Source organism: Sphingobacterium sp. SGR-19, assembly GCF_011043555.1.
Taxonomy (GTDB): domain Bacteria; phylum Bacteroidota; class Bacteroidia; order Sphingobacteriales; family Sphingobacteriaceae; genus Sphingobacterium.
Genome location: NZ_JAAKGS010000001.1, coordinates 283247 through 308173 on the forward strand (window position 1 = coordinate 283247; position 24927 = coordinate 308173).

Annotated in this window: 23 protein-coding genes; 12 read left to right on the plus strand and 11 right to left on the minus strand. The window is 41.5% G+C overall.

The genetic code is table 11. The features are described 5' to 3' along the window. Nucleotides 1-2: 2 nt before the first annotated feature. The 4 genes from G5B43_RS01270 to G5B43_RS01285 are packed head-to-tail and all read right to left on the minus strand — an operon-like array spanning nucleotide 3 to nucleotide 3354. Nucleotides 3-1307 carry a D-alanyl-D-alanine carboxypeptidase gene (locus G5B43_RS01270; protein WP_165292905.1) on the minus strand — a complete coding sequence of 435 codons (1305 nt, stop codon included), beginning with the start codon at nucleotides 1305-1307 and terminating at the stop codon, nucleotides 3-5. Nucleotides 1308-1326: 19 nt separating this feature from the next. Then, entirely contained in the window at nucleotides 1327-2043 is a 717-nt protein-coding gene (locus tag G5B43_RS01275; RefSeq protein WP_165292906.1) for a ThuA domain-containing protein, read from the minus strand. A gap of 5 nt (nucleotides 2044-2048) precedes the next feature. Next, the gene (aroB, locus tag G5B43_RS01280; protein WP_165292907.1) at nucleotides 2049-3113 is read right to left on the minus strand and encodes a 3-dehydroquinate synthase; all 1065 of its coding nucleotides are present in this window, start codon (nucleotides 3111-3113) and stop codon (nucleotides 2049-2051) included. Between the two features lie 34 nt (nucleotides 3114-3147). Next, entirely contained in the window at nucleotides 3148-3354 is a 207-nt protein-coding gene (locus tag G5B43_RS01285; protein ID WP_165292908.1) for an RNA-binding S4 domain-containing protein, read from the minus strand. A gap of 179 nt (nucleotides 3355-3533) precedes the next feature. Here G5B43_RS01285 and G5B43_RS01290 point away from each other — a divergent pair, with 179 nt between their 5' ends. Both G5B43_RS01290 and G5B43_RS01295 read left to right on the plus strand, forming a co-directional pair. Continuing rightward, nucleotides 3534-4727: a proline dehydrogenase family protein gene (locus G5B43_RS01290; RefSeq protein WP_165293415.1), complete on the plus strand. Its 1194-nt coding sequence runs from the start codon at nucleotides 3534-3536 to the stop codon at nucleotides 4725-4727. Nucleotides 4728-4760: 33 nt separating this feature from the next. Then, entirely contained in the window at nucleotides 4761-5372 is a 612-nt protein-coding gene (locus G5B43_RS01295) for an HAD family hydrolase (RefSeq protein WP_165292909.1), read from the plus strand. 11 nt (nucleotides 5373-5383) lie between these two features. Here G5B43_RS01295 and G5B43_RS01300 read toward each other — a convergent pair whose 3' ends face one another. Beyond that, on the minus strand, nucleotides 5384-6736 hold the full coding sequence (locus tag G5B43_RS01300; protein WP_165292910.1) for an outer membrane beta-barrel protein: 1353 nt from the start codon (nucleotides 6734-6736) through the stop codon (nucleotides 5384-5386). A gap of 13 nt (nucleotides 6737-6749) precedes the next feature. Next, complete coding sequence (locus tag G5B43_RS01305; RefSeq protein WP_165292911.1) at nucleotides 6750-7361, minus strand: RNA polymerase sigma factor; 612 nt, start codon at nucleotides 7359-7361, stop codon at nucleotides 6750-6752. A gap of 296 nt (nucleotides 7362-7657) precedes the next feature. Between G5B43_RS01305 and G5B43_RS01310 the strand changes: the two genes are divergently transcribed. Then, nucleotides 7658-8518 (plus strand): universal stress protein, encoded by an 861-nt coding sequence (locus tag G5B43_RS01310; protein ID WP_165292912.1) that lies wholly within the window; start codon nucleotides 7658-7660, stop codon nucleotides 8516-8518. Here G5B43_RS01310 and cmk read toward each other — a convergent pair. The 4 genes from cmk to G5B43_RS01330 all read right to left on the minus strand — a co-directional run bounded on the left by cmk (nucleotide 8515) and on the right by G5B43_RS01330 (nucleotide 13495). Then, nucleotides 8515-9198, minus strand: a complete 684-nt coding sequence (gene cmk / locus G5B43_RS01315) for a (d)CMP kinase (RefSeq protein WP_206367191.1) — start codon at nucleotides 9196-9198, stop codon at nucleotides 8515-8517. The genes G5B43_RS01310 and cmk overlap by 4 nt on opposite strands. Beyond that, nucleotides 9198-9611: a hypothetical protein gene (locus G5B43_RS01320; RefSeq protein WP_165292913.1), complete on the minus strand. Its 414-nt coding sequence runs from the start codon at nucleotides 9609-9611 to the stop codon at nucleotides 9198-9200. Before G5B43_RS01320 ends, cmk begins: the two co-directional genes overlap by 1 nt. A 6-nt stretch (nucleotides 9612-9617) precedes the next feature. Continuing rightward, nucleotides 9618-12011: a type I DNA topoisomerase gene (gene topA, locus G5B43_RS01325; RefSeq protein WP_165292914.1), complete on the minus strand. Its 2394-nt coding sequence runs from the start codon at nucleotides 12009-12011 to the stop codon at nucleotides 9618-9620. A 140-nt stretch (nucleotides 12012-12151) separates the two neighbouring features. After that, complete coding sequence (locus G5B43_RS01330) at nucleotides 12152-13495, minus strand: PDZ domain-containing protein (RefSeq protein ID WP_165292915.1); 1344 nt, start codon at nucleotides 13493-13495, stop codon at nucleotides 12152-12154. A gap of 99 nt (nucleotides 13496-13594) precedes the next feature. On the opposite strand from G5B43_RS01330, the gene G5B43_RS01335 reads away from it, so the two are divergent. Together G5B43_RS01335 and G5B43_RS01340 are read left to right on the plus strand one after the other, a co-directional pair. Further along, on the plus strand, nucleotides 13595-14629 hold the full coding sequence (locus G5B43_RS01335) for a L,D-transpeptidase (RefSeq protein WP_165292916.1): 1035 nt from the start codon (nucleotides 13595-13597) through the stop codon (nucleotides 14627-14629). Between the two features lie 71 nt (nucleotides 14630-14700). Then, the gene (locus G5B43_RS01340; protein WP_240904686.1) at nucleotides 14701-15474 is read left to right on the plus strand and encodes a murein L,D-transpeptidase catalytic domain family protein; all 774 of its coding nucleotides are present in this window, start codon (nucleotides 14701-14703) and stop codon (nucleotides 15472-15474) included. Between the two features lie 6 nt (nucleotides 15475-15480). Here the strand turns inward: G5B43_RS01340 and abc-f are convergent, their stop codons facing one another. Further along, complete coding sequence (abc-f, locus tag G5B43_RS01345) at nucleotides 15481-17070, minus strand: ribosomal protection-like ABC-F family protein (protein WP_165292917.1); 1590 nt, start codon at nucleotides 17068-17070, stop codon at nucleotides 15481-15483. Nucleotides 17071-17249: 179 nt separating this feature from the next. On the opposite strand from abc-f, the gene G5B43_RS01350 reads away from it, so the two are divergent. The 7 genes from G5B43_RS01350 to G5B43_RS01380 all read left to right on the plus strand — a co-directional run bounded on the left by G5B43_RS01350 (nucleotide 17250) and on the right by G5B43_RS01380 (nucleotide 24905). Beyond that, nucleotides 17250-17855: a nucleosidase gene (locus G5B43_RS01350; protein ID WP_165292918.1), complete on the plus strand. Its 606-nt coding sequence runs from the start codon at nucleotides 17250-17252 to the stop codon at nucleotides 17853-17855. Between the two features lie 106 nt (nucleotides 17856-17961). Further along, a complete protein-coding gene (locus G5B43_RS01355) occupies nucleotides 17962-18351 on the plus strand; it encodes a hypothetical protein (RefSeq protein ID WP_165292919.1) in 390 nt (129 codons plus the stop codon). Nucleotides 18352-18481: 130 nt separating this feature from the next. Then, complete coding sequence (locus G5B43_RS01360) at nucleotides 18482-19864, plus strand: TolC family protein (protein ID WP_165292920.1); 1383 nt, start codon at nucleotides 18482-18484, stop codon at nucleotides 19862-19864. Nucleotides 19865-19873: 9 nt separating this feature from the next. Continuing rightward, nucleotides 19874-23056 (plus strand): efflux RND transporter permease subunit, encoded by a 3183-nt coding sequence (locus G5B43_RS01365; protein WP_165292921.1) that lies wholly within the window; start codon nucleotides 19874-19876, stop codon nucleotides 23054-23056. A 21-nt stretch (nucleotides 23057-23077) separates the two neighbouring features. Then, the gene (locus G5B43_RS01370; RefSeq protein WP_165292922.1) at nucleotides 23078-24187 is read left to right on the plus strand and encodes an efflux RND transporter periplasmic adaptor subunit; all 1110 of its coding nucleotides are present in this window, start codon (nucleotides 23078-23080) and stop codon (nucleotides 24185-24187) included. 11 nt (nucleotides 24188-24198) lie between these two features. Next, on the plus strand, nucleotides 24199-24762 hold the full coding sequence (locus tag G5B43_RS01375) for a TlpA family protein disulfide reductase (RefSeq protein ID WP_165292923.1): 564 nt from the start codon (nucleotides 24199-24201) through the stop codon (nucleotides 24760-24762). Next, nucleotides 24759-24905 carry a hypothetical protein gene (locus G5B43_RS01380; protein WP_165292924.1) on the plus strand — a complete coding sequence of 49 codons (147 nt, stop codon included), beginning with the start codon at nucleotides 24759-24761 and terminating at the stop codon, nucleotides 24903-24905. The genes G5B43_RS01375 and G5B43_RS01380 overlap by 4 nt, the downstream gene beginning before the upstream one ends. Nucleotides 24906-24927: the final 22 nt, after the last annotated feature.

Sequence of the window (24927 nt, forward strand, 5' to 3'; positions counted from 1 at the left end):
ACTCAATAATTCTCCCGGATAAAAGTCATGATACGGGCGACTTCCTTACGCACCGGCGTAGCAGAGCCTATAAAATTATTATTAAGAAAAGAAAATGCCAGGTTTCTCCCCCTGCCGGTTTGTATGTAGCCACTTTGACAATACACGCTCTTTATGGTGCCTGTTTTTGCCCATATAAATGGAAATCCACCGTCCGTCCGATAAGTCGTTTTTAACGTTCCTTCCAAACCTCCAGCAGCAAACAAATAACGAAGCTCCTCTACTTTCGGGACCTCGTGCGCTATCATCAACAAAAGTTCTATCAAACTCCTTGCTGTAACTTTATTATAAGGTGATAAGCCACTGCCATCATATAGATCTATTTTATCGGTGAAATAAGCGTAATATGATGCCTTCATATCTCTTCTTAAACGAGCGGTATTAAATTCACCGTATCTATGCATTGCCGCAACCATCATTAACTGTTCTGCCAAAAAATTATCACTGACCAACATCATCTCCCGTAGTACATCACGTGTAGCAACAGAATATAAAGTATTCACTTCTGTGGGCTTGGGGTATTGAATTAATTCCACCGGTTTCTGTAACGTATCCTGCAATAATTGTATGATTAACTCATCGGAATATTTAAATGGTTTTCGCGTCATGAAGTTCTTCGGAATGAACGGACTGTTACGAAAATAAATATTCTCATCAAATTTCCGATGTATCCGCAATCGATCAGTATCTGCATTTCCGATGATCATTGAATCCATAAAAAACTGAGGTATGGTGATAAGTTGCCAAGGGATTGCTTTAAATGTGACCACATTACCATAAATGGGAAATGGCGTTATTTCCGGTTGATAGTATTCTTCATAATCTTCCATCGCCCACCCCTGACGATAAAAAGGTTCTTCTGTAACCGTTCCCCCTACATAAAATAACCTTTTATCCGTTGCCTGTAAAAAATTATAAACTTTCGCTGAATCCAACTTCGAATGTAGAAAGGTCGGATCGCCTGTTCCCCAAAACAACAAAGAATCTCCTTTTACTATATAATAAAGGGCTGGAACGGAATCACCTATATTTTTAAGCGCTGTAAACAATGTGAAAATTTTTGTGTTTGAAGCAGGGGTAAAATATTTATCCTCATTCGACCCTATCAGAAATTGGCCCTGATCCACGTCATAAAGGCTAAAACCAAAAAAATGATTTTTTAGTATAGGTGACTCTTCTAACTCTTTTTGTATTAAACTGATATCTTGAGAAATACCATCATAAACACAAACGAATAATACCAATACAGAAAACGCAAATTTGTTCATAAATGAATAGTCAATACGTTTAACGCCCTAACACGTACTTGACCCCGCCGATAATATGCTTCTGAAAATCGTCCTCATCATAAGCTTCCTCAGTATGTCCAAGTCCCGTATAGAAAGTGCGTCCACCATCAAATTCCCTGAACCAAGCAATCGGATGAAATTTCCCCATCGTACCGCCTTTATAACTTTGCTCATCGAGCGTCATTAGGACATGTAATCCCGGTTGTACATTTCTAAAATCGTACCACTCGTCTTTATGCCACCAAACTTCTTGCAAATGTTTGGTCGCAGCGTGTGCGCGGTCGACGACATCGATTTTGGCTTTCTGGACCGGAGGGTGTTGGGTGAAATACCCCCCTACAAGCTCGCCATACCAAGGCCATTCAAACTCTGTATCAGAAGCTGCATGTATACCCATATATCCTTTTCCCGAGCGGATGAAGTTTTGGAAAGCTACCTTTTGCTGGTCATCCAATATATCACCTGTTGTGTTTAAAAATATGACGGCGGCAAATTGATGCAGACTATCTGCACAAAAATAGTGCGCACCTTCTGAATGGACAGGCTGTATATTTTCAGCTTTAAGTAATGTTGTGACGGTTTCTACTCCTTTAGGAATACTTTTATGCCTGAAACCCGCCGTCTTAGTAAAAATTAACACTCGATCCTGGCTATAGACCGAAATGACATTACCTAAAATGAACAAACCCAATGCAAACGATATATATCTACCCATATGTTCTACCTATTTCTATAAAAATCCAAACTCTCCTTAATCAGTTCCTCCTCTACATAGATATTATAATCACATTTACCAATTTCAGACAGTAACGCGAAACCTAACCTCTTTCCGACGTTCTTTTTATCATTTTGCATTAAGGCGATAAGCTCTGGATATATCTCTGCGGAAAACGGATAACGTTCAAATCGGTTGTCAAATGCTTGAACTATTTCAGACAGATCGGTTGCCGAAAGTCCATTTATTTTATGTGCAATATAGGCTTCACAAATCATACCCAACGCAATGGCTTCGCCGTGTATAAGGGGGGTTGCATCGTTTATCAAGGAATATCCTTCTATAGCGTGCCCGATGGTATGTCCGAAATTTAAAATTTTGCGGAGACCCTTTTCCGTGGGATCTTCTGTGATAACTTCATTTTTTATCTCTACGGATCGGAAAACAATATCATCTAAATCATCTGTTTCCAGATAAACCTCGTTAGTCCTTAAAAACAAGCTCTTATCATAAATCAAACCATGTTTTATGACTTCGGAAAAGCCCGAACGCATCTGGCGATCATCCAATGTCGAGAGAAACTGTCCGCTAATAAATACAGCCTGAGGTTGGGTAAATGTGCCAATGATATTTTTTACATTGTCTAAGTCTATTCCGGTTTTCCCCCCGACAGACGCATCAACTTGTGAAAGTAAAGTAGTAGGAATCTGGATAAAATCAATTCCTCTCTTATACGTAGATGCAGCAAAACCGCCCATATCCGTGACGACTCCACCACCCAAATTTATCATGAGCGCTTTTCTATCTGCCCCGAAATCGAGCATCGTTTTCCAAACACCAATACAAAAATCGATATTTTTGTTTTCCTCTCCGGGATCCACTTCAATAATATCATAATCCGTTATTTCTGAAAGCGCAGACTGTAATATCGGTAAGCAATTGTCGTTCGTATTTCTATCAACTAATACCAATATTTGGGAGTAGTTGCGCGAAGTGATAAACGGCTCCAAGGATTCAAGATTTTTTTCGAAGAATACCTGATACCCAAGACTGGCAATTTGTTTTGTCATGTATAATGATGTTTGAAATAATTAAAGCACTAAATTAAACAATTTTTACTTGCTGTCCATCAAATTCAACGATGTCTCCTACTTTTACTTTTAATCTTTTTCTATGATCTACCTGACCGTTATATTTAACTAATCCTTCTTCTACCACAAACTGAGCCATAGCACCATGTTCTACCCAGTTCATGGCTTTCAACAATTGGATCAATTGAATATACTCTCCCTTTAATGAAAATGTTTGCATCTCGTTATTTTCTACTATTATTTTATCTTTTTGTAAAAATAAGCGTTATGAAACGAAGTGATAAATAATATCAGTAAAAAAAAGGATAATTCTCGTTAATTATAAAGGCTTATCGACTATCGAAAAGAAACAAATAGATGAAAATAATTATTTAATTTTGACCGTTAATATTTTACATGATGATATCTGCCAACAACTTGGTTAAACTGGATTTTAACGACACTGAAATTGCTTTTCGAAATAAATCCGATAAAGATTTGGAAAAAGCATATTGGCTTTTTAAGATGGTTTCGAATAATACACTCATCAAAATCGGCACACCATTGACAAATTTTGCTTTAAGGGTGGGGCTTCCTATAGAAGGAATTATCCGGAATACCATTTACAAGCAATTTTGTGGCGGCGAATCTATTGAAGATTGTGAACAAGCGATTGAGGAGCTTGGGCGAACTAACGTCACGACGATTCTCGATTACTCTGTTGAAGGAAAGGGTGCTGAAGGAAGCTTTGATGCCAATTGTGAGGAAATCTTGCGGACAGTAGCATACACCAACCGCAATAAACACACTTCTTTTTGTGTTTTTAAACCAACTGGCCTGGGTCGGTTTGATCTGTTTGCAAAAATAGATGCCAAAGAGAATTTATCAGTGGACGAAAAAGCAGAGTTTGGTCGTGTCTACGATCGAATAGACCGTATCTGTAAAGCTTGCTTCGAGGTGGGGCATCGGGTATTGATCGATGCGGAACATTCCTGGGTGCAAGATACAATCGATGATATTGCGAGAGAGATGATGGAGAAGTATAACAAAGAGCAGGTTATAGTATATAATACCTATCAGCTATATCGCCACGATAAATTTGCTTCGTTACAGGCGGACTTCGCGTATGCCCAAACACAAAACTTCTATTTGGGTGCCAAGATTGTACGTGGCGCCTACATGGAAATAGAACGCCAGCGTGCGGCAGAAAAAGGTTATCCATCACCGATACAGCCTAATAAAGAAACATGTGACAGCGATTACAACAAGGCTATCGTATTTTGTCTAGACCATATCAACCGTATTGGATTAGTAGCGGGTACACACAATGAAGAAAGCTCCGCTTTGTTGGCAGATGAAATGATGGCACGGGGCATTTCTTCGACAAATCCTCATATTTTCTTTTCACAGCTTTTAGGTATGTCCGACAATCTCTCGTTCAATCTAGCCGATGCTGGTTTCAACGTGGCTAAATATATGCCTTACGGACCAGTAAAGGCCGTTATGCCCTATTTATTCCGTCGTGCACAAGAGAACACTTCTGTTGGCAGTCAGACAAACCGGGAGCTAAGTTTGATCGTAAAGGAGAAAGCACGGAGAAAAGCCATTAAATAATGCCTCTACCACATTTTTGTGTATTTTTGCGGCATGAATGCTGAATCACAGAAAAAATTTGAAATCTTACAAGAAAAATCCAGACCATTTAAAGCGTTATTATATGATGTAGATGGAACGCTTGCCGATAACATGCCAGCACATAAAGCGGCTTACGTAGCGGCGTCGGCAGCATATGGCATCGATCTAGATGATCAGATTGTAGAGGAACTTGCAGGCTGGCCAACAGTCGATGTTGCTGCCGAAATCGGCAAACGGTATCAAAAAGATATCGAGACACTGGCTTTTGCAAGATTAAAGTCCACTATATTTGTTGAACAGTTTATCCGTCAAACGAAACCAGTGGACTATGTGTTACAACATCTTTTGGCAAATGTAGGAAAGAAGAAAATTGGAATCGTTTCTGGAGGTTCCCGTTCAACCTTAAATATCACATTAGACGTGATCAATGTGGCGGGCAAATTCGAAACATTGGTATGTGCAGGCGATACACCGGAGGGCAAACCTTCCCCGCAACCTTTCCTCTTAGCTGCGGAACAGCTTGATGTTGCCCCTGCTGATTGCCTTGTTTTCGAAGATGGCGATCCTGGTGTTCAAGGAGCGATAGCCGCAGGTATGAGCTGGGTACGTATCGATAAAATATAATCTATATCGTATTAGAAACTCGTAATAATACGTATACCGCCGTTTGTGTAATTCATGTCGGCCCGCTTAAACTGACCGACGGGGAGTTTCACAAACGGTTCGACAGAGACTTTCATTGTTTTCCCTACATTCACTTTTCTGCCTAACGAGAAATTTACAAATCCACCAAAACCATTTGTGTTTATATTTTCATCTTCACTTATCTTGGTGGTCTCGACTGTAGTAACCGAATTTTGAGCTGGTTTTTCAGAATCAGACACACTGGAATATGTCGGTATTCCAGCAGATTCTTCATAGTGGTCAAAACGTTCTTGTGATAAAACTGCTGCATAAGAAACACCACCAGTAGCATAAAATTGTTTTGTCAGATTATATCGTATCTCAAGCGGAATATCCAACGTCTGTACCTTACCTGTTACTGCATTTAGATTAGGAATAAAGAAATTATTAGTTCTCAGAGAGGACGCTTCTTTGGAAATCACTTTATCCGTATTTTTTATAGGAGCTGCTTCCTGCTTCTTTTCTGCGCCTATTTCTTGTACATGCGATTTCAACATACCCACTTCGTATTGATTAAACGAAGCTCCGGTACGAATGGCGAGCTTGTCGTTAAATCGATACGCAAAAACAAGTCCTCCACCAAGATCGAAACTCCGATCGGTAGTTGATGGACTCAGAAAAGCGCCTAATTCAAACCGATCGGTAAGGCGTAATTTCTTGGGAGATAATTGACGGGCAGCTTCACTTTGATAAGCGAAATTTGGATCAATTTGCTGACCGGCTATTAAATCATCGTCCCACGCTAACGCCGCTACAGGTTTATGATCTTCCCGGAATACCATCAAATCTGGTTTTTTGATTTCTCTCGCTAAGACAGATGTATTGCCTAAGCGTGTCATATCAAGCGGCTGCATGTCCATTCTATCTAATTGTACGATCTCTTGTATAGCAAGCTGTGATTGAAATCGTTCCGTACGCGGAGAAACCGCGTCATCGGCGAACGTTGATAATTTCTCATTCTTGTTATTATGCAGTGCGTTTGTCGAAGCTAAGCGATTTTCTTCTACTACGACTGGTTTATCAGTCATTTCACCTGCGATTGGCGCCGGTTTTACATTTTGTTGCTCCGTTTTAACAACTCGTATTGATTCGGTTGGTTCGTTCCAATCATTAAACAAAAAAGTAAAACCTGCTAGCGCGGCGATCGCCGCCGCCACCCAAAGTGGTGCAAGAGGCCTTACTTTCTGAGCAGGCTCGTATTTTGCTTTATAAGTCTCCCAAGCTCCCTCTTTATAAGGAAGTTCCTCGGCATTTTTAAGCCCTTCTCTGATGAGATCGATAAGTTCCTTATTGCTATTTTTCATGTTCCCCTAGCATTTAAGAATGTATATTGTGCGAAACACTAAATTCTTCTATATATAATTTTCGTAAGCGCTGTTTGGCGCGTGTCAAATATGTTCTTGATGTACTTTCCGGAATGTTGAGCATTGTCCCTATCTCTTCATGTGAATACCCTTCAATTTCAAACAGATTAAAAATAGAGCATTGAATATCGGGTAATCGTGTCAAAAGCTTCATAATATCTTCAACACCCAATCTATCCGTCATAACAACCGTGTGTGATTTCAACTCTTCATCTGATGTATCTTCCAGAAAGCTGGTTGGCTTTCTCGTTCGCAACAAATCTATTGATGTATTCACCGCTATACGTGCTAACCAAGAACGAAATGTTTTCTCCAGCGCTGGCTCATCCGCGTGCATCTCGAACGACGCTATCTTTCTGAATACCTTCACAAAGCTTTCGTTAACAGCTTCTTCCGCTTCCATCTCTGTAGAAATATAGCGAAGCACTACTGCCATGACATATCCATAGTATTTTTTGTAAACAAACGATTTCCCACGCTCACTTTTACCCACAACACAATCTTCCAAAGCCTCTCGTAAGGTCAATGGTCTCGCCTTCTTCCAATATTGCTGAACAATCTTCACTTAAAATCGCCTGTTCGGGTATGCCAATTTAACGAATTAATCTTCAATTACCAGAACAGAGAACTAACATTCTGCCATATACCTTTTTTTTAATAGCCAAACGTTACTTTTTTGCAAAACGCTACAGTTTTTGTAAAAATGATTCATATGTAAATAATTTGTTCTTTAAAGGTCATATGGAATATCCAGCTGTTTTGCTCGTGTTTGTGTTTGGCAATCGTGGATATTTCATATCACATTGCTTGTAAAAATCAAGGAAATAGCTTAACTTGCTGTATAATATAAAACTTAGAGTTATGAGAAAGATATTATTCCCCACAGACTTCTCAAACGCAGCAAATAATGCGTTTGTATATGCCCTACATCTGGCAAAAGAAATGGATGCCAGTTTATATGTCCTTAATACCTATATGCAACCCGTTTTGTCGGCTACGCATGCAGGACAGCCGGAGCTAGTACCCGAGGTGTATGAAAATTATGAATTACATCAATTCGAGAATTTTAAGAAGCATACCGCAGATCTCCATAAACTGGCAGATGATTACAACCTGTCAGACGTGCCACTGACCTTTCTTTTTGAGGAAGGAACCGTTGTAGCAAATGCACAGCGCATCATTGAAAACGAAGGCATTCACTTCATTGTCATGGGAACGAATCGAGCCGATGGTGTTATTGATAAAATTTTTGGTTCGAATACCCTAGGTGTTATCAGAGGCGTAAAAGTGCCCGTTTTATCTGTTCCAAGAGAGGCCAAATACGACGGTATTAAAGAGATATTGTTCACGACGCTTTTCCGGGAAAAAGACGAGGCCGCTCTACGCCAAATCATGGAGATCGCCAATAAATTCGGTGTGAAAGTCAAATGTGCGCACGTCTTGAAAGATAAAAACATCCATATTATTGCAGTGACCGATCGCTGGCAGAAAATGTTTCCGGAGGACAACCTTGAATTTGTACTGTTAGATCTAGATCAATCGATAGAACACACCTTAAATAAGTACATCGAGAGCAATCGCGTCGACCTGCTTTGTGTTGTGAAGAGAAATAAGAGTCTCTTGGAGCGCCTTTTCAAGTCGAGTATGAGCAATCGGCTTCGTATGCACGCAAACACGGCGACATTGGTATTGCAAGAAGGTGATGACCCGGGGGCATTTTAATATCCCCCCTTTCTTTTCTGGTATTCTTCCAGCACGATCTGCAGTTGCTGTTCCTGTGTTAAATTAGAGTTATCCAGGACGATGGCGTCTTCTGCCTGTCTTAATGGGCTTTCTTCGCGTGTACTATCGATATGATCCCGATGGACTAAATTCTGTTTTATCTCTTCGATCGACACCAATTCACCTTTCGCCAACAATTCAGCCAATCGTCTTTCGGCGCGGACGTCGGGACTTGCTGTCATAAATATTTTTAAATTCGCATCTGGAAATACAGTTGTACCAATATCCCTCCCGTCCATCACAATATTCCGACGTTTTCCTAAATCCTGCTGTTGTTTGACCAGTGCATGGCGCACTTCCTTAATGGCACTCACTTCGCTCACTTTTTCGGAAACGTGCATCATTCGAATCTCCTCCGATACATCTTCCCCATTCAATAAGACACACACTTTATCGCTGTGAGGTATAAAATCAATGTGAATATGCTCCAACGCAGCATTAATTTGGTCCGTATCCGCCAGGTCAATATGATGTCTCAAAAAATACAGTGTCACAGCACGATACATAGCACCGCTGTCTATGAATACAAATTGAAGTTTCTTTGCCACCGCTTTCGCAACGGTGCTTTTTCCGCAAGACGAAAATCCATCAATGGCTATGATAAAATTCTCCCGTTTCATTATTTGCTCCCTCCGATTACTATTCCTGGCTTATCCACTAACGGAACTTTAATTAAATTTTCGTCCACAATACTTTCTGGCAGGAAAATATATTTCTTGTCGTAAATTGTCTTCTCCATATAGTAACTCAACCAATATTCATTTGTCAAACCAAATAGCTCGGGATCAATTGCTTCTATTTTACAAGATGTATTTCCTTCTACATCGCCTAAAAAATGGCGCAAAACTGTTGTTTTCACCTCTCTCCCATCTTTTTCGCCATATCCCTTGGATGATATGATTACGTTGACAAGAGGCAGTTTTTTCTCATTAATCAAATATACATTCCACACCTTATCCGAAGGTGTGGAGTTTTCTAGTACTACCGCAATGGAAATATCTTCTACAATATTTTCGGGCAGATCTTTCTTCATTCCCCTTTATTTCTTTGATTTAGCTGTACTAGTTTTTTTTGTAGTCTTTTTCGTTGTCGTTTTTTTAGCCGTAGCAGTTTTTGCAGCCGCCTTCGCTTTACCTTTCGGATCCGCTTCTGCCCATTTCAACACATCCTCGTAGGTAATCTTATCGACATCGGTACCCTTCGGAATTTTTACATTTTGCTTGCCAAAACGGATAAAAGGCCCCCACCTACCGTTCTCGATTTGAGCATCGGAGTTTTCCTCAAATACACGAATAACCTTTTCCTTGTCCTTTTGTCTTTTTTCTTGAATAATCTGAATGGCGTCTTCTTCTGTCACGTCCATTGGATCCATTCCCTTAGGCAAAGAATAAAAAGCGCTTGCGTGGCGGATATACGGTCCAAATCGACCAATAGCTACGGTCATTTCCTTATCTTCAAAAAGACCGACTTTTTTAGGAAGTTTGAATAGATCCATAGCCTCTTCAAAGGTAATGGTTTCAATCATTTGTCCTTTACGTAAGGAGGCGAAGCGTGGTTTCTCTTCATCGTCTGCAGAACCTATCTGTACCAGTGGGCCAAACCGCCCCACGCGTACACTTATCGGTTTCCCTGTCGCTGGGTCGGTTCCTAAATGGCGTTCATGGCTTGCCCGATCAGCGTGTTCCAGTGTATCTTGAATACCTTGGTGGAACGGTCCGTAAAAATCCTTCAACATCGTTGTCCACTCCTTACCACCATGGGCAATCTCGTCAAACTCCTTCTCTACTTTAGCCGTAAAGTGATAGTCAATAATATCATTGAAATGTTCTACTAAAAAATCATTTACCAAAACACCAATATCAGTAGGAAACATTTTCGATCGTTCTGCTCCCGTCATTTCTGTTTTTATTTCTTCGACGACTTTGTCATCTGCTATCTGCAACACGGTATATCGCCTTTCCCTTCCATCTCTGTCTTCCTTAACGACATAGCCTCTATTTTGTATTGTAGAAATAGTAGGTGCATATGTAGAAGGACGACCGATCCCCAATTCTTCGAGTTTCTTTACCAATGAAGCCTCCGTATAACGCGCTGGCGGACGAGAAAAACGTTCGGTTGCATTCATCGCTTTTAGTATCAAGCTTTGGTCTTTTTCCAACGGAGGTAACAATGCGTTTTCACCGCTTTGCTCGTTGGTATTGTCGGATTCATCGTCGGTAGACTCTATATAAACTTTTAGAAAACCGTCGAATTTCATCACTTCTCCGGTAGCCACAAGCTCTTCTCGCCGGGTAGACACCGATATTTTGGCTGTTGTTTTCTCAAACTCTGCTTCGCTCATCTGAGAAGCTATAGCACGTTTCCATATCAGTTCATACAAACGGCGCTCAGCGTGGTCACCTTCAGTAGTATGCTGTGAAAAGTAGGTTGGACGAATAGCCTCATGCGCTTCCTGTGCACCTGCAGATTTGGTCTTATAACGACGTAGCTTATGATATTTTTCGCCATAAGCGTTCACAATTTCTTGTTGTGCTGCCTGAATAGCGGTATCACTCAAATTAACGGAATCGGTACGCATATACGTGATGCGTCCAGCCTCATAGAGTCGTTGTGCCACCTGCATCGTCCGTGCCACCGAAAAACCCAACTTTCTACTGGCTTCCTGTTGTAAAGTAGATGTCGTAAACGGAGCCGCCGGCGAGCGCTTTGCGGGTTTCTTTTCCAACGAAGTAACCGCAAAAGCAGCCTGGATACAATCGCGCAAAAAGGCTTCCGCATCACTTTTTTGATCAAAACGTTGTGGCAATTCCGCTTTAAACTGATCCTTCCCCCTGCCCGTTGTAAACTGCGCAACAATCTTAAAGGAAGCTTCTGCATTAAATTTATTGATTTCCCGTTCACGTTCGACAATAAGGCGTACAGCTACCGATTGTACACGACCGGCAGACAGGGATGGCTTTACTTTTTTCCACAATACCGGAGAAAGCTCAAAACCTACCAGACGGTCTAACACGCGACGTGCCTGTTGGGCGTTCACCAAATTATAATCTATTTTGCGCGGCTCATCAATGGCTCTCATGATCGCCGGCTTGGTAATTTCATGGAAAACGATACGCTTTGTTTTATCGTCTTTTAACGATAATGTTTCATATAGATGCCAAGAGATGGCTTCCCCCTCCCGGTCTTCATCGGATGCTAACCATACCGTTTCTGCATCCTTCGCCAATTTCTTTAACTCGCTGACAACTGCTTTCTTATCAGAGGGGACTTCATATTTTTGTTCAAAGTTATTTTCTACGTCAATGGCGTCATCCGTCTTCACTAAATCACGAATATGACCATAACTAGACTTGACTAAAAAGTCTTTTCCTAGATATCCTTCTATTGTTTTGGCTTTCGCCGGTGACTCTACAATCAATAAATTTTTTGCCATTTATAATGAATGATTTCTGCAAATAAAGGTATTTCAAAATGGAATGCCAATAATTTTCATTAGAATAATTTGTTTTTTTTTGGCAATGAAGTATGTACGAATTATTTGTATCTTTTTTTGGATGGCAATTCATGCAGCTTTTATCTATAGAAAGGAATAGGGTCGACAAGCAAAAATCGTGCATCATATTGTTCATCGCCCCGTTGCAAGGTGAGACGGAGGGTTTCGCCTGGACGGGACTGCAAAGCTTCCATAATTTTGGGCAATGTTAGCCTACCTGTTGATTTCCCGTTCACTTTCAATAACATGTCATCGGCTTGGATGCCCGCTTTTTCGGCAGGTGAGTCTTTTCGTATCCCTGCTATACGATAAGTAGGTTGCAGCACAAACTTATACTGGAATGCATCATTGGCAAGGTTAATGGTAACGCCCTGATCAGGTTTCATTTGATTATCTTTTTTTTGGGGTAGACCTGTTTTCACCAATTCTCTTTTCCAGATCATACCGTCATGTCGTACTTCGATTCCTGCCATATTTAATAAGAACGGTTTGGCGAACTTCTTATTTTTACGGAGATATAAGGCATTTTTCCGATAATCTATCAACAAATGAAAACGTTGCAGCACTTGGTTTCCAACCGAACCGATTCTATTCTCTGCCAGTTTACTCATAAATAAGGCGTTTGAGTCCGGATAAGCGACAATCGGGTAATCCAAAATAAAATCATCCAACGTGACTTTACGAATGCGGTTACGCTTTCCATAGACAGCACCATTAAAACCGCGGCCGATATATTCTTCTACATAAGGTTCTTTGATATGGAAATCAGGCAGTAAAAAAGCAAATAACATCAGGGGAGCAGTATTACCCATATCCATCAGCATCTTACCTTCGACCCATGTTGTATCAATCAGCATATTGGCTGTTATATATGGTCTTTCGTTTTCTACTGTTAGGGGAACATAGTTATATTGTCGAATGGATCTCTCATAATTGTAATCGGGTGGAAACAACGTAATACGTTGCTTTTGATAATCGACCTTTACAGCAAAGCTGTCAAAAAATTTAGATCCGAGTATGCCATTAATGGCAACGCCAATATCACTTGAAATATCCAATTTATCACCTTGTATTACATAGAGCCAATGAAGTGAATCCACGGCCACGCCCCCTACCTCAACCACATTATCGGTCGAAAGAATCCCGTCCACACCCTCTTCTATTCCGATACCGCGAAACTTCATTTTGTTTTGATTATTCAAGTAAAGTGAGTCTTCAGCATTTGCAAATAAGAGTGTTTCTTTTACCCCGGTATCAAGCAAAAACGAAAAAGCTATTCCATTTATCGTCAGCGGGATCAATACGACATTGTTTACTAACTCAAATTTGAAGGACACTGGTTTATCGTCGCGGGTCTGAAATATCCCCTGTGATTTTGCTACACAAGAGATACACAGTATCATTATACAGATAAACCATTTCATTTTTTTACATTATTTTACCCTCTATACGAAGATAGCGGATTGTTGGGACATTTTTATATCTTTGGGGTAATCACTATCAGCAAACTGTTAACTCGATACATGAGAGTATATTTTACGTTATCACTTTTAATCATCGGCGCGGCAACATGGTCGTGTAACCGAAACCAACAAACGGAAACCGTTGATCCAGCAGAGCAAAGAAAAGCAGATTCATTGGAAATGGTCAAGAAAGCCGAAGAAGAGGCGAGAAAAAGACCAAGAACTGCAGACGATATTAAACTTTCCACGGAACTTACATACGATAAACATACGTTGGAAGAAATCTATCCTTATCAGGATACTACCAGACGTTTTCAATTAGATAAAATCAAAGAAAAGCTTGCATTTGTAGAAAATTTTCAGCGTGCACCTGCTTCTTATGCTGTCTTACAGAATCGGAAAAATAAAAACCGGGAAGCACCGTTAGTAAAGAACTATCATCGTAATGAATACAAACTCATTTCTGATTCGCTAGGTACAGAACGCTATCAAGCTGCTCCCCTTTACGTTGTAGGTGAGACAGATGCTCCTATTATTTACGGGCGGGATGGTGCGCTTGCAAAATTATTGTCGAGCGATACCCTAGATATGGTAAAATTAGAAGGTGTATCTTTTGAAGGAATTTGGGAGACTCCTAAACGGTATGTGAAAGCCATCGGTGATACAGTCACGTTCCATCGTGTTGCTTTTGTCGATGTCACCAATCAAAATATCCTTACAGCAGAGCGTATCGGTGATTGTGAATGGGCTATCCGAAGTATGAATCCAGCTACTTCCGGCGTTCACAAACCGCCTTATGCGCACGAAACGCCGTTAGGGATATTTGTGGTCCAAGAAAAGAAAGCCAAAATGTTTTATCTAAAAGATGGCACCAGTACGATTCACGGTTATGCACCGTATGCGAGCCGTTTCACAAATGGTGCTTATATACATGGTGTCCCAACACAAAGCGTTAATGCGCCTATTATAGAACATAGCTGGTCGCTGGGAACAACTCCAAGATCGCACATGTGTGTACGTAATGCTTCCTCACATGCCAAATTTGTATACGATTGGACGGAGACCTTTAATGCGTTGGTTATCGTCATTGAGTGATCTTGACATAATTTAACACTTTGATAATCAAATTAATGCTAACTTTGCATTTGAATTAATTTTTTTTGCCTATGCGTAGTTTAATATTCGTGCTGTTGACGTCGTTTTTAGTGAGTTATATACCAACTAGGCTGACAGAACATCTCCCGAAAGAAAAACCAATTGAAACTGTAGTAGAAAAAGAACCTATTTCAAAAATTAACCATACCAAACTCCTTTACCGCAAGATGAACTTGGAGTCTGTTTTGAAATACGAAGCCTTTGCACAGGCCATGCAAGGATACCAAACTTTGCAACCCAAATATGATCATATCCTAACGGTGATCGATTTCACATTGCCATCAACTGAAAAAAGAATGGTCGTGTTGGATATGAAAAATGAAAAGATTTTATACCATACGATTGTATCGCACGGACGTAACTCCGGTGATAAATATGCCCGCTCTTTTTCGAACCGACATGGTTCTTATCAAAGTTCTCTAGGTTTTTACGAAACCGAAAACACCTATCAGGGCGGGAATGGCTATTCGTTGGTGCTTAACGGACTTGAAAAAGGTATTAACGACCAAGCAAAAGCAAGAGCTGTTGTCATACACGGCGCAGACTATTGCAGTGAATCGTTTATCAAATCTACGGGTCGCCTAGGGCGGAGTTACGGTTGTCCGGCATTGCCTAGACAGGTAACAAAGCCTATTATCAATACGATAAAAAACGGTACGCTCCTTTATATTTACGCGAATAATTCCGAATATATGGCGAGCACAAAGATTGTACGGGATATGGACGAGCGTGGCCTCCTTGCTCAGCATGATATGGGCTTGGATAGTTTAGGAACGTTGAATTAATTATCCTCACAGCGCAATTACCCTTTCCACATTTATCTGTTCTAAAAATGTTTCATCGTGGGATATCACGAGTAATGTCCCACGATAGTCGTTAATAGCCGCTGTTAGTATTTCTATATTTTGAATGTCCAGATTATTAGTTGGTTCATCCAAAATAATGATATCGGGTGACCGGTGCGTAATATTTAAGCAGCATAACATTAAACGCATTCTTTCTCCTCCACTTAACGTGTTACAGGGCTTGTCCCAATCGTCTTTGGTAAACAAAAAACGGCTTAGTCTAACTTTGATTTCATGTTCCTGCAAGGCAGACGTATTGAATTGCTGTGCCTGCTCGTAGATCTTCAAGCCGTTATTAATCAAGGAATATTCTTGATCAATGTAAACCGACCTGCTTTCAGCTCGGTAAACAGATCCTACCTGTGGATTTATATTGCCTAAAATTAATTGGATTAACGTTGTTTTCCCCGAGCCATTTGCACCTCTTATGGCAATACGTTCTCCACTGACGATCTGCAGATTAATATTTTCGTTCCAGAGATATTCTTCCTGTTTATAGTAAAAGTTAATGTTGTTTGCAATAAACAGATTTTTGCCCCTATGTAGTTTTGAATCGTCAAATCCGAATTTCATTTGATCGGTTTCCGACAAAGAAGAGCGTAGGTCTTGAAGCTCTTGTTTGATATTTCCGATTTTTTCTGTGTGTACACCTGCAATTTTGGCCGTACTTCGCTCCGCATTGTTTTTCCAGGTATTGGCAACTATTTCGGGAAGTCCGGCTTTACCTACGTTCTTTTTCGCTCTGATGTCCAATTTTTGTTGTCGGTCAATCGTCTCACGTTCCTTTTCTTTAGCCTTCCTTAATGCTTTTTCCTTGCTGTGGATATCTTGCGTAAGTGCATTGATTTCTACTTGTTTTTGTTCGATATAGAAATCATAATTTCCCCCATAGACCGTAATACCATTTTTATTTAGTTCGCAAACGGTATGTAAGATATTCAGTAATTTCCGATCGTGACTAACAATAATAAAGGTTTGCTTTGTCTTTTGAATAAAGTCATACAAAAGCTGCCTACCCATTATATCCAAATGGTTGCTTGGCTCGTCTAATAAAACTAATTCGGGCTGATGAATGACAATTCCTGCCAAAAACACTTTTGTTTTCTGTCCTCCGCTCAATGTTTCCATCTTCTGTGATAAGTCAAGATCGTTTAGTTGCCAATTACGAAGAACTTCATTACAACGTTCTTCAATTGCCCAATCATCGTTAAGCAAATCGTAATTTTCTTCGGAGACATTTCCGTTTAAAATTTCATGGAGCGCGTGCAGTTTTTTGTCGATTCCCAAAGCCTCCGCAACCGTTAAATGATTATATTGCCCAAATATCTGTGGGATATAGTACGGTTTGTTTTCTATCTGCAATGTACCTGCCGATGGTTCTAACATCCCCGCGATAATTTTCAATAATGTAGATTTTCCTACCCCGTTGTTTCCAATCAATGCGATTTTTTCATTTGGATTAACGGTGAGATTGATGTTGCTGAACAACAATTCCTTGTTCGGATGTATATATGATAAATTTTGGATAATAAGCATAATTTCTTTCTTTTAGCGATTATTAAATCAACCAAAACCGTGATGGGTTTCGTTATTTTCTGAATGTCTGAAAGAAACTATATTTTACATATAATGCTTATTTACTATTTTGGAGTTTTGACAAATATACAGTTTTTGTTGATAACTTTGCATTCCGACAACCCTTTTAAAAAGAACAAATGATCAACATTAGTCAAACATCCGCTTTCCCTGTAGAAGATACGCTATTCACTTTTGCTTTAGCATCCGAGGCCGCTGATATATTTACGGAATATTCTCCTTTGATATGTGGAATTGGCAAAGTAAACGCCACCTATGGCTTGATGACGGCTATACAGCAAAAAAGACCTTCTCTAATCGTAAATTTAGGATCTGCGGGGAGTAATCATTACAAAAAAGGTGAAGTGGTCTGTTGTACAAAATTTGTACAGCGAGATATGGACGTCCGAGGATTAGGTTTCGAACAATATGAAACGCCCTTGTCGGGATTGCCTCCTGTTCTTGAATACGGTCTGCGCATGGAAGGACTACCGGAAACCATTTGTGGAACGGGGGATAATTTTGAAATGGCACACGCAGAAACAATTTACCAAATCGTGGATATGGAAGCCTACGCATTAGCTTTAGTGGCGATGAAAGAAAATATTCCTTTCCTTTGCCTTAAATACATTTCGGATGGAGCCGACGATAATGCAGCGGAAGATTGGACTGTTCAAGTACATCAAGCAGCAGTTGCCTTTGGCAACACGTTAAAATTGGTCAAAAACGATATTCCAGTACTATAATAAGATACAGATATTGTAAAAAAAACGTGAAAATTACCAGGAAAGAAAGTGATTTTTTGTGTCTAGCGGAAATTATCGCTACTTTCGAATGTTTATGGATAGGATTATGTTACATATCACAAAAAAGTACGGAAAATACCTCGCAGTATTCGCTTCGGTTTTTTTTGTGCTGCTTACCTCCTGTCCGGTAAAAAGCAGTATCAAAAGTTTAGCTGGTACTCCGGTCAATACGGAACAGCAGCCAGCAAAGAAGAACAATTCGCTTGTTGTCAATGGAATGGAAAAATGCGCTAATGTTCAGGTAACAGACGCCAAAATTTCTCAGCCAACTTCTACCAACACAAGTGATCTGTTGCCCGTTGCACTTCTCGCGGTAACTTTTATTCTCTTATGCGGTTACAAGCACATTTACGTGCAGGCGCATCCCCGCTACAGTAACCTGAAAATTCCGGGTAGATTACCCATCTTCCTCCAATTTCGGAAACTTATTATATAAGGATTCTTTTTATTTTTCTTTTTTCTATTGATATCATGTATCAATAGACATCATTTCTATTGCTTTTATTGTAAGACGATACGAGGCTGTCTGATAACTATCTGACGGTCTTCTCAAAATTTCATTAAATATGTTAAAACAAATAATGGGAAGCATAGCATTATGCATTGCCATTGTAGTTGTGCAGCCTTTGTATGCGCAGCAAACAGAAAATACATTGGGTAGTCTATGGCCCGAAGTGGAGAAGAATTATCCGGGCGTGAATGCGAAGACGTCAGCGGTTGACGCGGCAAAACTCCACGAGCGGGTAGTAAAGGGTGACATGCTTCCCCAAATAAAAGCACAGGTACAAAATACGTATGGCACGTATGAAGGTAGCGCCGGTGCATTTTTTCCACAACCTGGTTTCTTTAACGTGAGCGGTACAACAACGGCTTTAGGAGGCAGTTCAACGGCAGCCAACAGTTTCGGCTCTACGACCGTGGAATGGGAATTGTTTTCCTTTGGCAGGCTTCGCAAGGAAAATGAAGCTGCCCGTACACTATTTGATAAAACGGTGAGCGAAAAAGATGCTTATTTGCTCAACCTTAAAAAAATATTGTCGGACCGATACATTACCTTATTGTATAATGACGCTAAATTGCACTGGACAGCCAAGAATGCAGAACGGCTTGATAGTATACGAAACATTACGTCTAGTCTTTCTGCAGCCGGATTAAGACCTGCAGCAGACGGCCTGCTGGCCTTATCATCATACGTACAGGCCATGGGCGAGCATGATAAATGGTACGGACTTACACGTGCGGCATTCGTTAAGTTATCCGAACTTTATGGCAATGACGATATTGATTATACCTCATCATCCAATCGTTTCCATACGCTTACACAAAATCTCGTGAAGCGACAAAATAATATAAATCTTGCCCATCCTATATTGGAAGCCTTAAATAAGCAGTCTGCATATTATACGCATCGTGGTGAAGCAGAGAAACGATCTGCCCTACCATCCCTACGATTGTTAGGAGGTTACGCCTATCGTGGAACCGGTATCGCCCCTAACGGAACAGTGTCCGGCGCATGGAAAGATGGGTTTAATAATACTACTAATAATTTCCTTGTAGGCATGGGTATTACCTGGAGCGTCAGCGGTTTACATACCAGTAGGCTGAAGGGCGAGAAACTTTTCAAAGATGCCGAAAGTTCCAAACAACTTCACACACAATATGAGCTAGCAATGCAGGCAGATCTTTCCGCATCACAGGCAAAAATCCATCAGCAATACGAACAGCTCGGGAAAACGGGATTTGCCGTAAAGCAATCACAGGATGCCTATAATATGTATCTGGCAAGATATAAAAGTGGGCTTATCGCCTTGAGTGAGCTGTTGCAGATACGCACCTTGCTGGAACAGGCGGAAAATGCCCACATTGAGGCGTCACGTGATTACTGGATGCTGCTTGCTTACGAAGCGGAGCTGACTGCTGATTTCGATTTTCTGTTTAACAATCTTTAATTATTGCGCATGAACCTGATAAGATTTGCGTTAAGAAAGCCGATTGCCATCATAGTCGTGGTGCTGACGATAGCTTTCTTTTCCTATAACACGATTAAAAAAATAAACGTCGATATTTTTCCCGAAGTAGAACTACCGGCAATATATATCGCGATGCCCTATGGGGGACTATCTCCTGCCTATATGGACGGATTTATGGCCAACGAGTTCCAAAAAGTACTGTTGTTTGTAAGTGGGGTAAAGAATATAGACTTCAAGAGTGTACAGGGTTTGACCTTGATGAAGTTGACTTTTTATCCCGGAACCGATATGGCCCAGGTTGCCGGAGAGGTGTCCACCACCGTTTCCAGAGCGATGGGTTTTCTACCTCCCGGCGCCGTACCCCCTATGGTCGTTCGTTTTGACGGCAGCTCTCTTCCGGTTGGACAGCTTGTATTCGAGAGTGAGCAACGTTCCGTCAATGAACTGCAGACCCTCGCGATTACAAGAGTTAGACCGATGTTCGTGGAAATCCCCGGCATCACTTCCCCTGCACCTTTTGGCGGTAATATCCGTTCCATTGTGGTCAATGTTGACCCCGAAGCATTGCAGGCTAATGGGCTAAGTCCGGAAGAAGTGACCATAGCCATGACGAAGAATAGTCTCCCGTCTCCTGCCGGAAATATCCGTATCGGTGACAATAACCTGATGGCGCCTATTAACTCCATTGCCAAAGACCCGGAAGAATTTTTGAATACGCCTGTTAAAACAAGAGACAACCGTACTGTCTATATAAGAGATGTGGCAAGCGTATTGGATGGTGCTGACCAAACCGTGGGATACGCACTGGTCAACGGCAAACGGTCTGTTTACCTGCCCATCATCAAAAAAGCGGATGCCTCTACATTGGATGCCGTAAAAAATCTAAAAGATGCCATCCCCCTGCTCAAGAATCAGTTGCCCGACGATGTGGACGTTCGTTATGAATTCGACCAGTCCACCTATATTGAACGGGCACTTTCCACACTTATCCACGAGGGTATATTGGGGGCTGTATTCACAGGTCTGATGATATTACTGTTTTTGGGCGATACTCGAGGTGCTATTATCGTTGTATTGACCATTCCGATCGCTATCCTATCGGCTGTTACCGTATTGCACCTGTTCGGACAGACCATCAACATCATGACGTTGAGCGGCCTTGCTTTGTCTATCGGTATTTTGGTCGATGAAGCTACCGTAACCATAGAGAACATCCACCAGCACATGGAAATGGGCAAGGGAAAACAACGCGCCATCGTGGATGCACTATTGGAGATTTCCATTCCTAAATTGCTCATATTGCTCTGTATCCTTGCCGTGCTGACACCTTCCTTTATCATGACCGGTATTCCGAAAGACATGTTCATGCCCTTGTCGATGGCGGTTGCTTTCGCCATGATTGCATCCTTTTTAGCCTCGCAGACCTTTGTACCGATACTGGCAAATTGGATGATGAAAAATAAGCATAACAAGAAAGCCGATACGCCTAGAAAACGGGCTTTCTTTGATAAATTCCGGGTAAACTATTCTTACAGGATCCGCAAATGGGGAACAAGATCGCTGCCTCTTTTTATAGCCTATATTCTCGTTGCCGGAGGGATTTCCGCTGTGCTGCTTACCGCTGTCGGAATGGATGTCATGCCTGGTTCCAATAACGGCGATTTTCAGGTACGGATACAGGCTCCGCAAGGAAGCCGACTTGAAAAAACTGAAAAAATAGTCAAGGAAATTACCGCAGATATAAAGACGCTGGTTCCTGATAGTGGCATTAACCTGACGTCCGCATTTGTGGGTACACATCCCGTAGGATCGCCTATCAATCCTATCTTCCTTTTTACCAGTGCCTCGCATGAAGCAGTTTTACAAGTATCCATCAATCAGGATGTATATAGTGGCTCGATGGAAGATCTAAAAGAAGATGTTCGGAAAAAGATTGCCGAAAAACATCCTGAAGTCCAATTCAATTTTGAGCCGATGGAACTGACCGAAAAAATTATGGGTCAAGGAGCCATGACACCGATTGAAATAAAAGTGGGGGCAAATCAGATAAACCATGCTTTTGCCCACGCATCTAAAATTGAAGCAAATCTCAAAGAAATACCTTATTTACGGGATGTCCGTATTGCAGAGGCACTTTCCTATCCGACATTGGAAATTGATGTTGACCGTGACCTTGCGGGGCAATTTGGATTAACGATGCAAGATGTTACCCGAAGCCTCGTCACCGCCACGTCGTCCACCCGTTTTACGGATAAAAATCTTTGGATCGATCCCAGATCAGGACTGGTATTCCAAACACAGGTGCAGATACCCGAGGGGGTCATGTCATCCGAAGAAAGATTGCGGTCGCTTCCACTGAAAAAAGGAAGTCCTCGTCCTGTGCTGGAAGATATTGCGACCCTACGTAAAGTTACTTCTCCTGCGCAAGTAAACCGCAAAGGTCCTAATCGCTATGTAACTTTGGTCGCCAATGTTTACGGAAAAGATCTGGGTACAGTATCGAGGGCGGTCAAGGAAGCTATTCAAGATGCCGGTGAACCACCCCGCGGAACTACGATATGGACAGAGGGAACCTTACAATTGCTGGATGATACACTCGACAGCCTGTTGATAGGTTTAGGTGTAGCCATTATTGTGATATTCCTGATGCTTTCTGCGTATTACCAGTCCTTTAAAGTTCCCTTGGTTATTCTTTCGGTGCTACCTGCCGTCATTGCCGGAAGCCTTATCCTGCTTTTCTTCACGGGTAGTACCCTCAACCTTCAGTCATACATGGGGATTATCATGTCTTTGGGTGTATCGGTATCGAACGCCGTCCTGTTGGTCAACCAAGCCGAATATTACCGGAAACAGATGGCTTTGAAGCCCGCCAACGCTGCGAGACTTGCCGCTTCCTCCCGGTTAAGACCAGTGCTCATGACTGCCGCTGCTATGCTTGCCGGTATGTTGCCTATGGCTATGGGGTTAGGAGACGGAGCCGAACAGGTTGCGCCTCTGGGCAGAGCAGTTATCGGAGGGCTTATTGCTTCGACGACCACCATTTTGCTATTAGTTCCGCATTTCTTCGCATCCTTGATGTCGAGGACTTCAATTGTCAGTCCATCGCTAGACCCTGACGATGAGCAGAGCAGATATTATACAGAACAATCCGGAAAACAGACGATATCATAAATTTTAAAATAAGAGAAAACGATGTATCAAAGCTTTTTAAAAAATAAAAAATCCGTAGCATCAGCGCTACTGGCAACGATGTTGGCACTGGCTTTTACAGCCTGCTCCCAAAACGGCGGCGAAAAAGCACAAGAACAGCATACAGAAGCAAAACCTGTTGCTTATCCTACAGCTTCTGTACAATACATAAACCCAGAATATGAAATATCTGTTCCCGGAGAACTGAAACCTTACGAACAGGTATCCGTTTACGCCAAGGTTACGGGATTTGTAAAACAGTTATATGTTGACCGGGGCGACCGCGTTCGTAAAGGGCAGCTTTTGGCGGTACTGGAAGCGCCCGAAATGGAACAACAATATCTTTCTGACAAATCCACTGAGCAGAAGGTATATAGTGATTATTTATATGCTAAACAGGCATATGAACGGTTGGTGGATGCTTCCAAGACGACGGGAGCGGTAGCAGATATAGAATTGGACAGGGCAAAAACAGCCATGGAAAGCGCAAAATCGGCTTACGATGCTTCCCAAGCGGGAACAGCCCATTCTTCGCAACTACGGCAATATTTACGCATCATCGCTCCTTTTGATGGTGTAATTACCCAACGGAATGTCTCTGTGGGCGCGTTGGCGGGAACGGGAACCAACACACCGTTGTTTATGATGGCGCAGGGTAGCAAGTTGCGTTTAACCTTGCCATTACCAGAAAAACATGCTTTTTCGGTAAAACAGGGGATGTCCGCTACATTTACCGTGAGCTCCCAACCCGGAAAAACATTTGACGCGATACTTTCGCGTACATCGGGTTTACTTGACCAACAAGACCGCTCGCTTACACTGGAGTTCGACGTTGACAACCACGCCGGTGAATTACAAGGCGGTGATTATGCACAGGTAAAGCTAACATTACAGCGTCGAGCTCCCTCCCACTGGGTTCAAGGAAAAAGCGTCCTTCATGCGCAGTCGGGAACATATATCCTGACACTGAACGATAAGGAAATAAAACGCATCCCAATCAAGGAAGGTATCCGTTTGGATACATTAACGGAAGTATTTGGCAATCTTTCTCCAAAAGACGACGTTATTTTAAAACCATCGGAAGAAATTAAAGAAGGAAGTATAACCGAATAAAATATAACAATATGAGATTAAATAAAAGCACGTTGTTGCCACATGTATTATTAGCTATAACCAGCTTTAGTTTTATAGCCTGCAAACAGGCTCAAAAGAAGACGGAAACAGAACAGATAGCGTCGGGAAATGTAACCCCAGAAACCATCGGTCAGGAAAATAAGACAACCGGTGTTTCATTTATTGATGAAAAAGGAGAAACGATATCACTAAAATCGCTCAAGGGTAAGGTTGTATTCATCAATTTTTGGGCCACCTGGTGCCCTCCTTGTATCCAGGAAATGCCTTCTATCGACAACTTGAAGAAAACATTTGAAGGTAACGACGATATTGTTTTCCTAATGGTTGATGTCGACGGCAACATGAATGGTGCAAAAGCGTTTATGAATAAAAACAAATACGATCTCCCGGTATACATTCCTAATGGAGATATCCCAGCAGACTATTTAGGAAGTGCTATCCCCACAACGGTTATTCTTGCAAAAGATGGTGAAATAGTGACCCGTGCTGAAGGAGGTCGGGATTACATGGCTGCTGGTGTACGTAAAGCGTTGAATGAGTTGGTAGCGGAATGATCAATATCACGTGGTTAGGAATAGATGCCTACAACAGACGAATATCGGCTAACTATAAGCGAGAACCAAATGGCCGTGATGCCCATAATGGTTCTTTTATATCAAACGTAGAAGTGGGGCAAAAGTATACGTTAGAAAAATAAAAGTCGTTCTTCCAATGTGGAG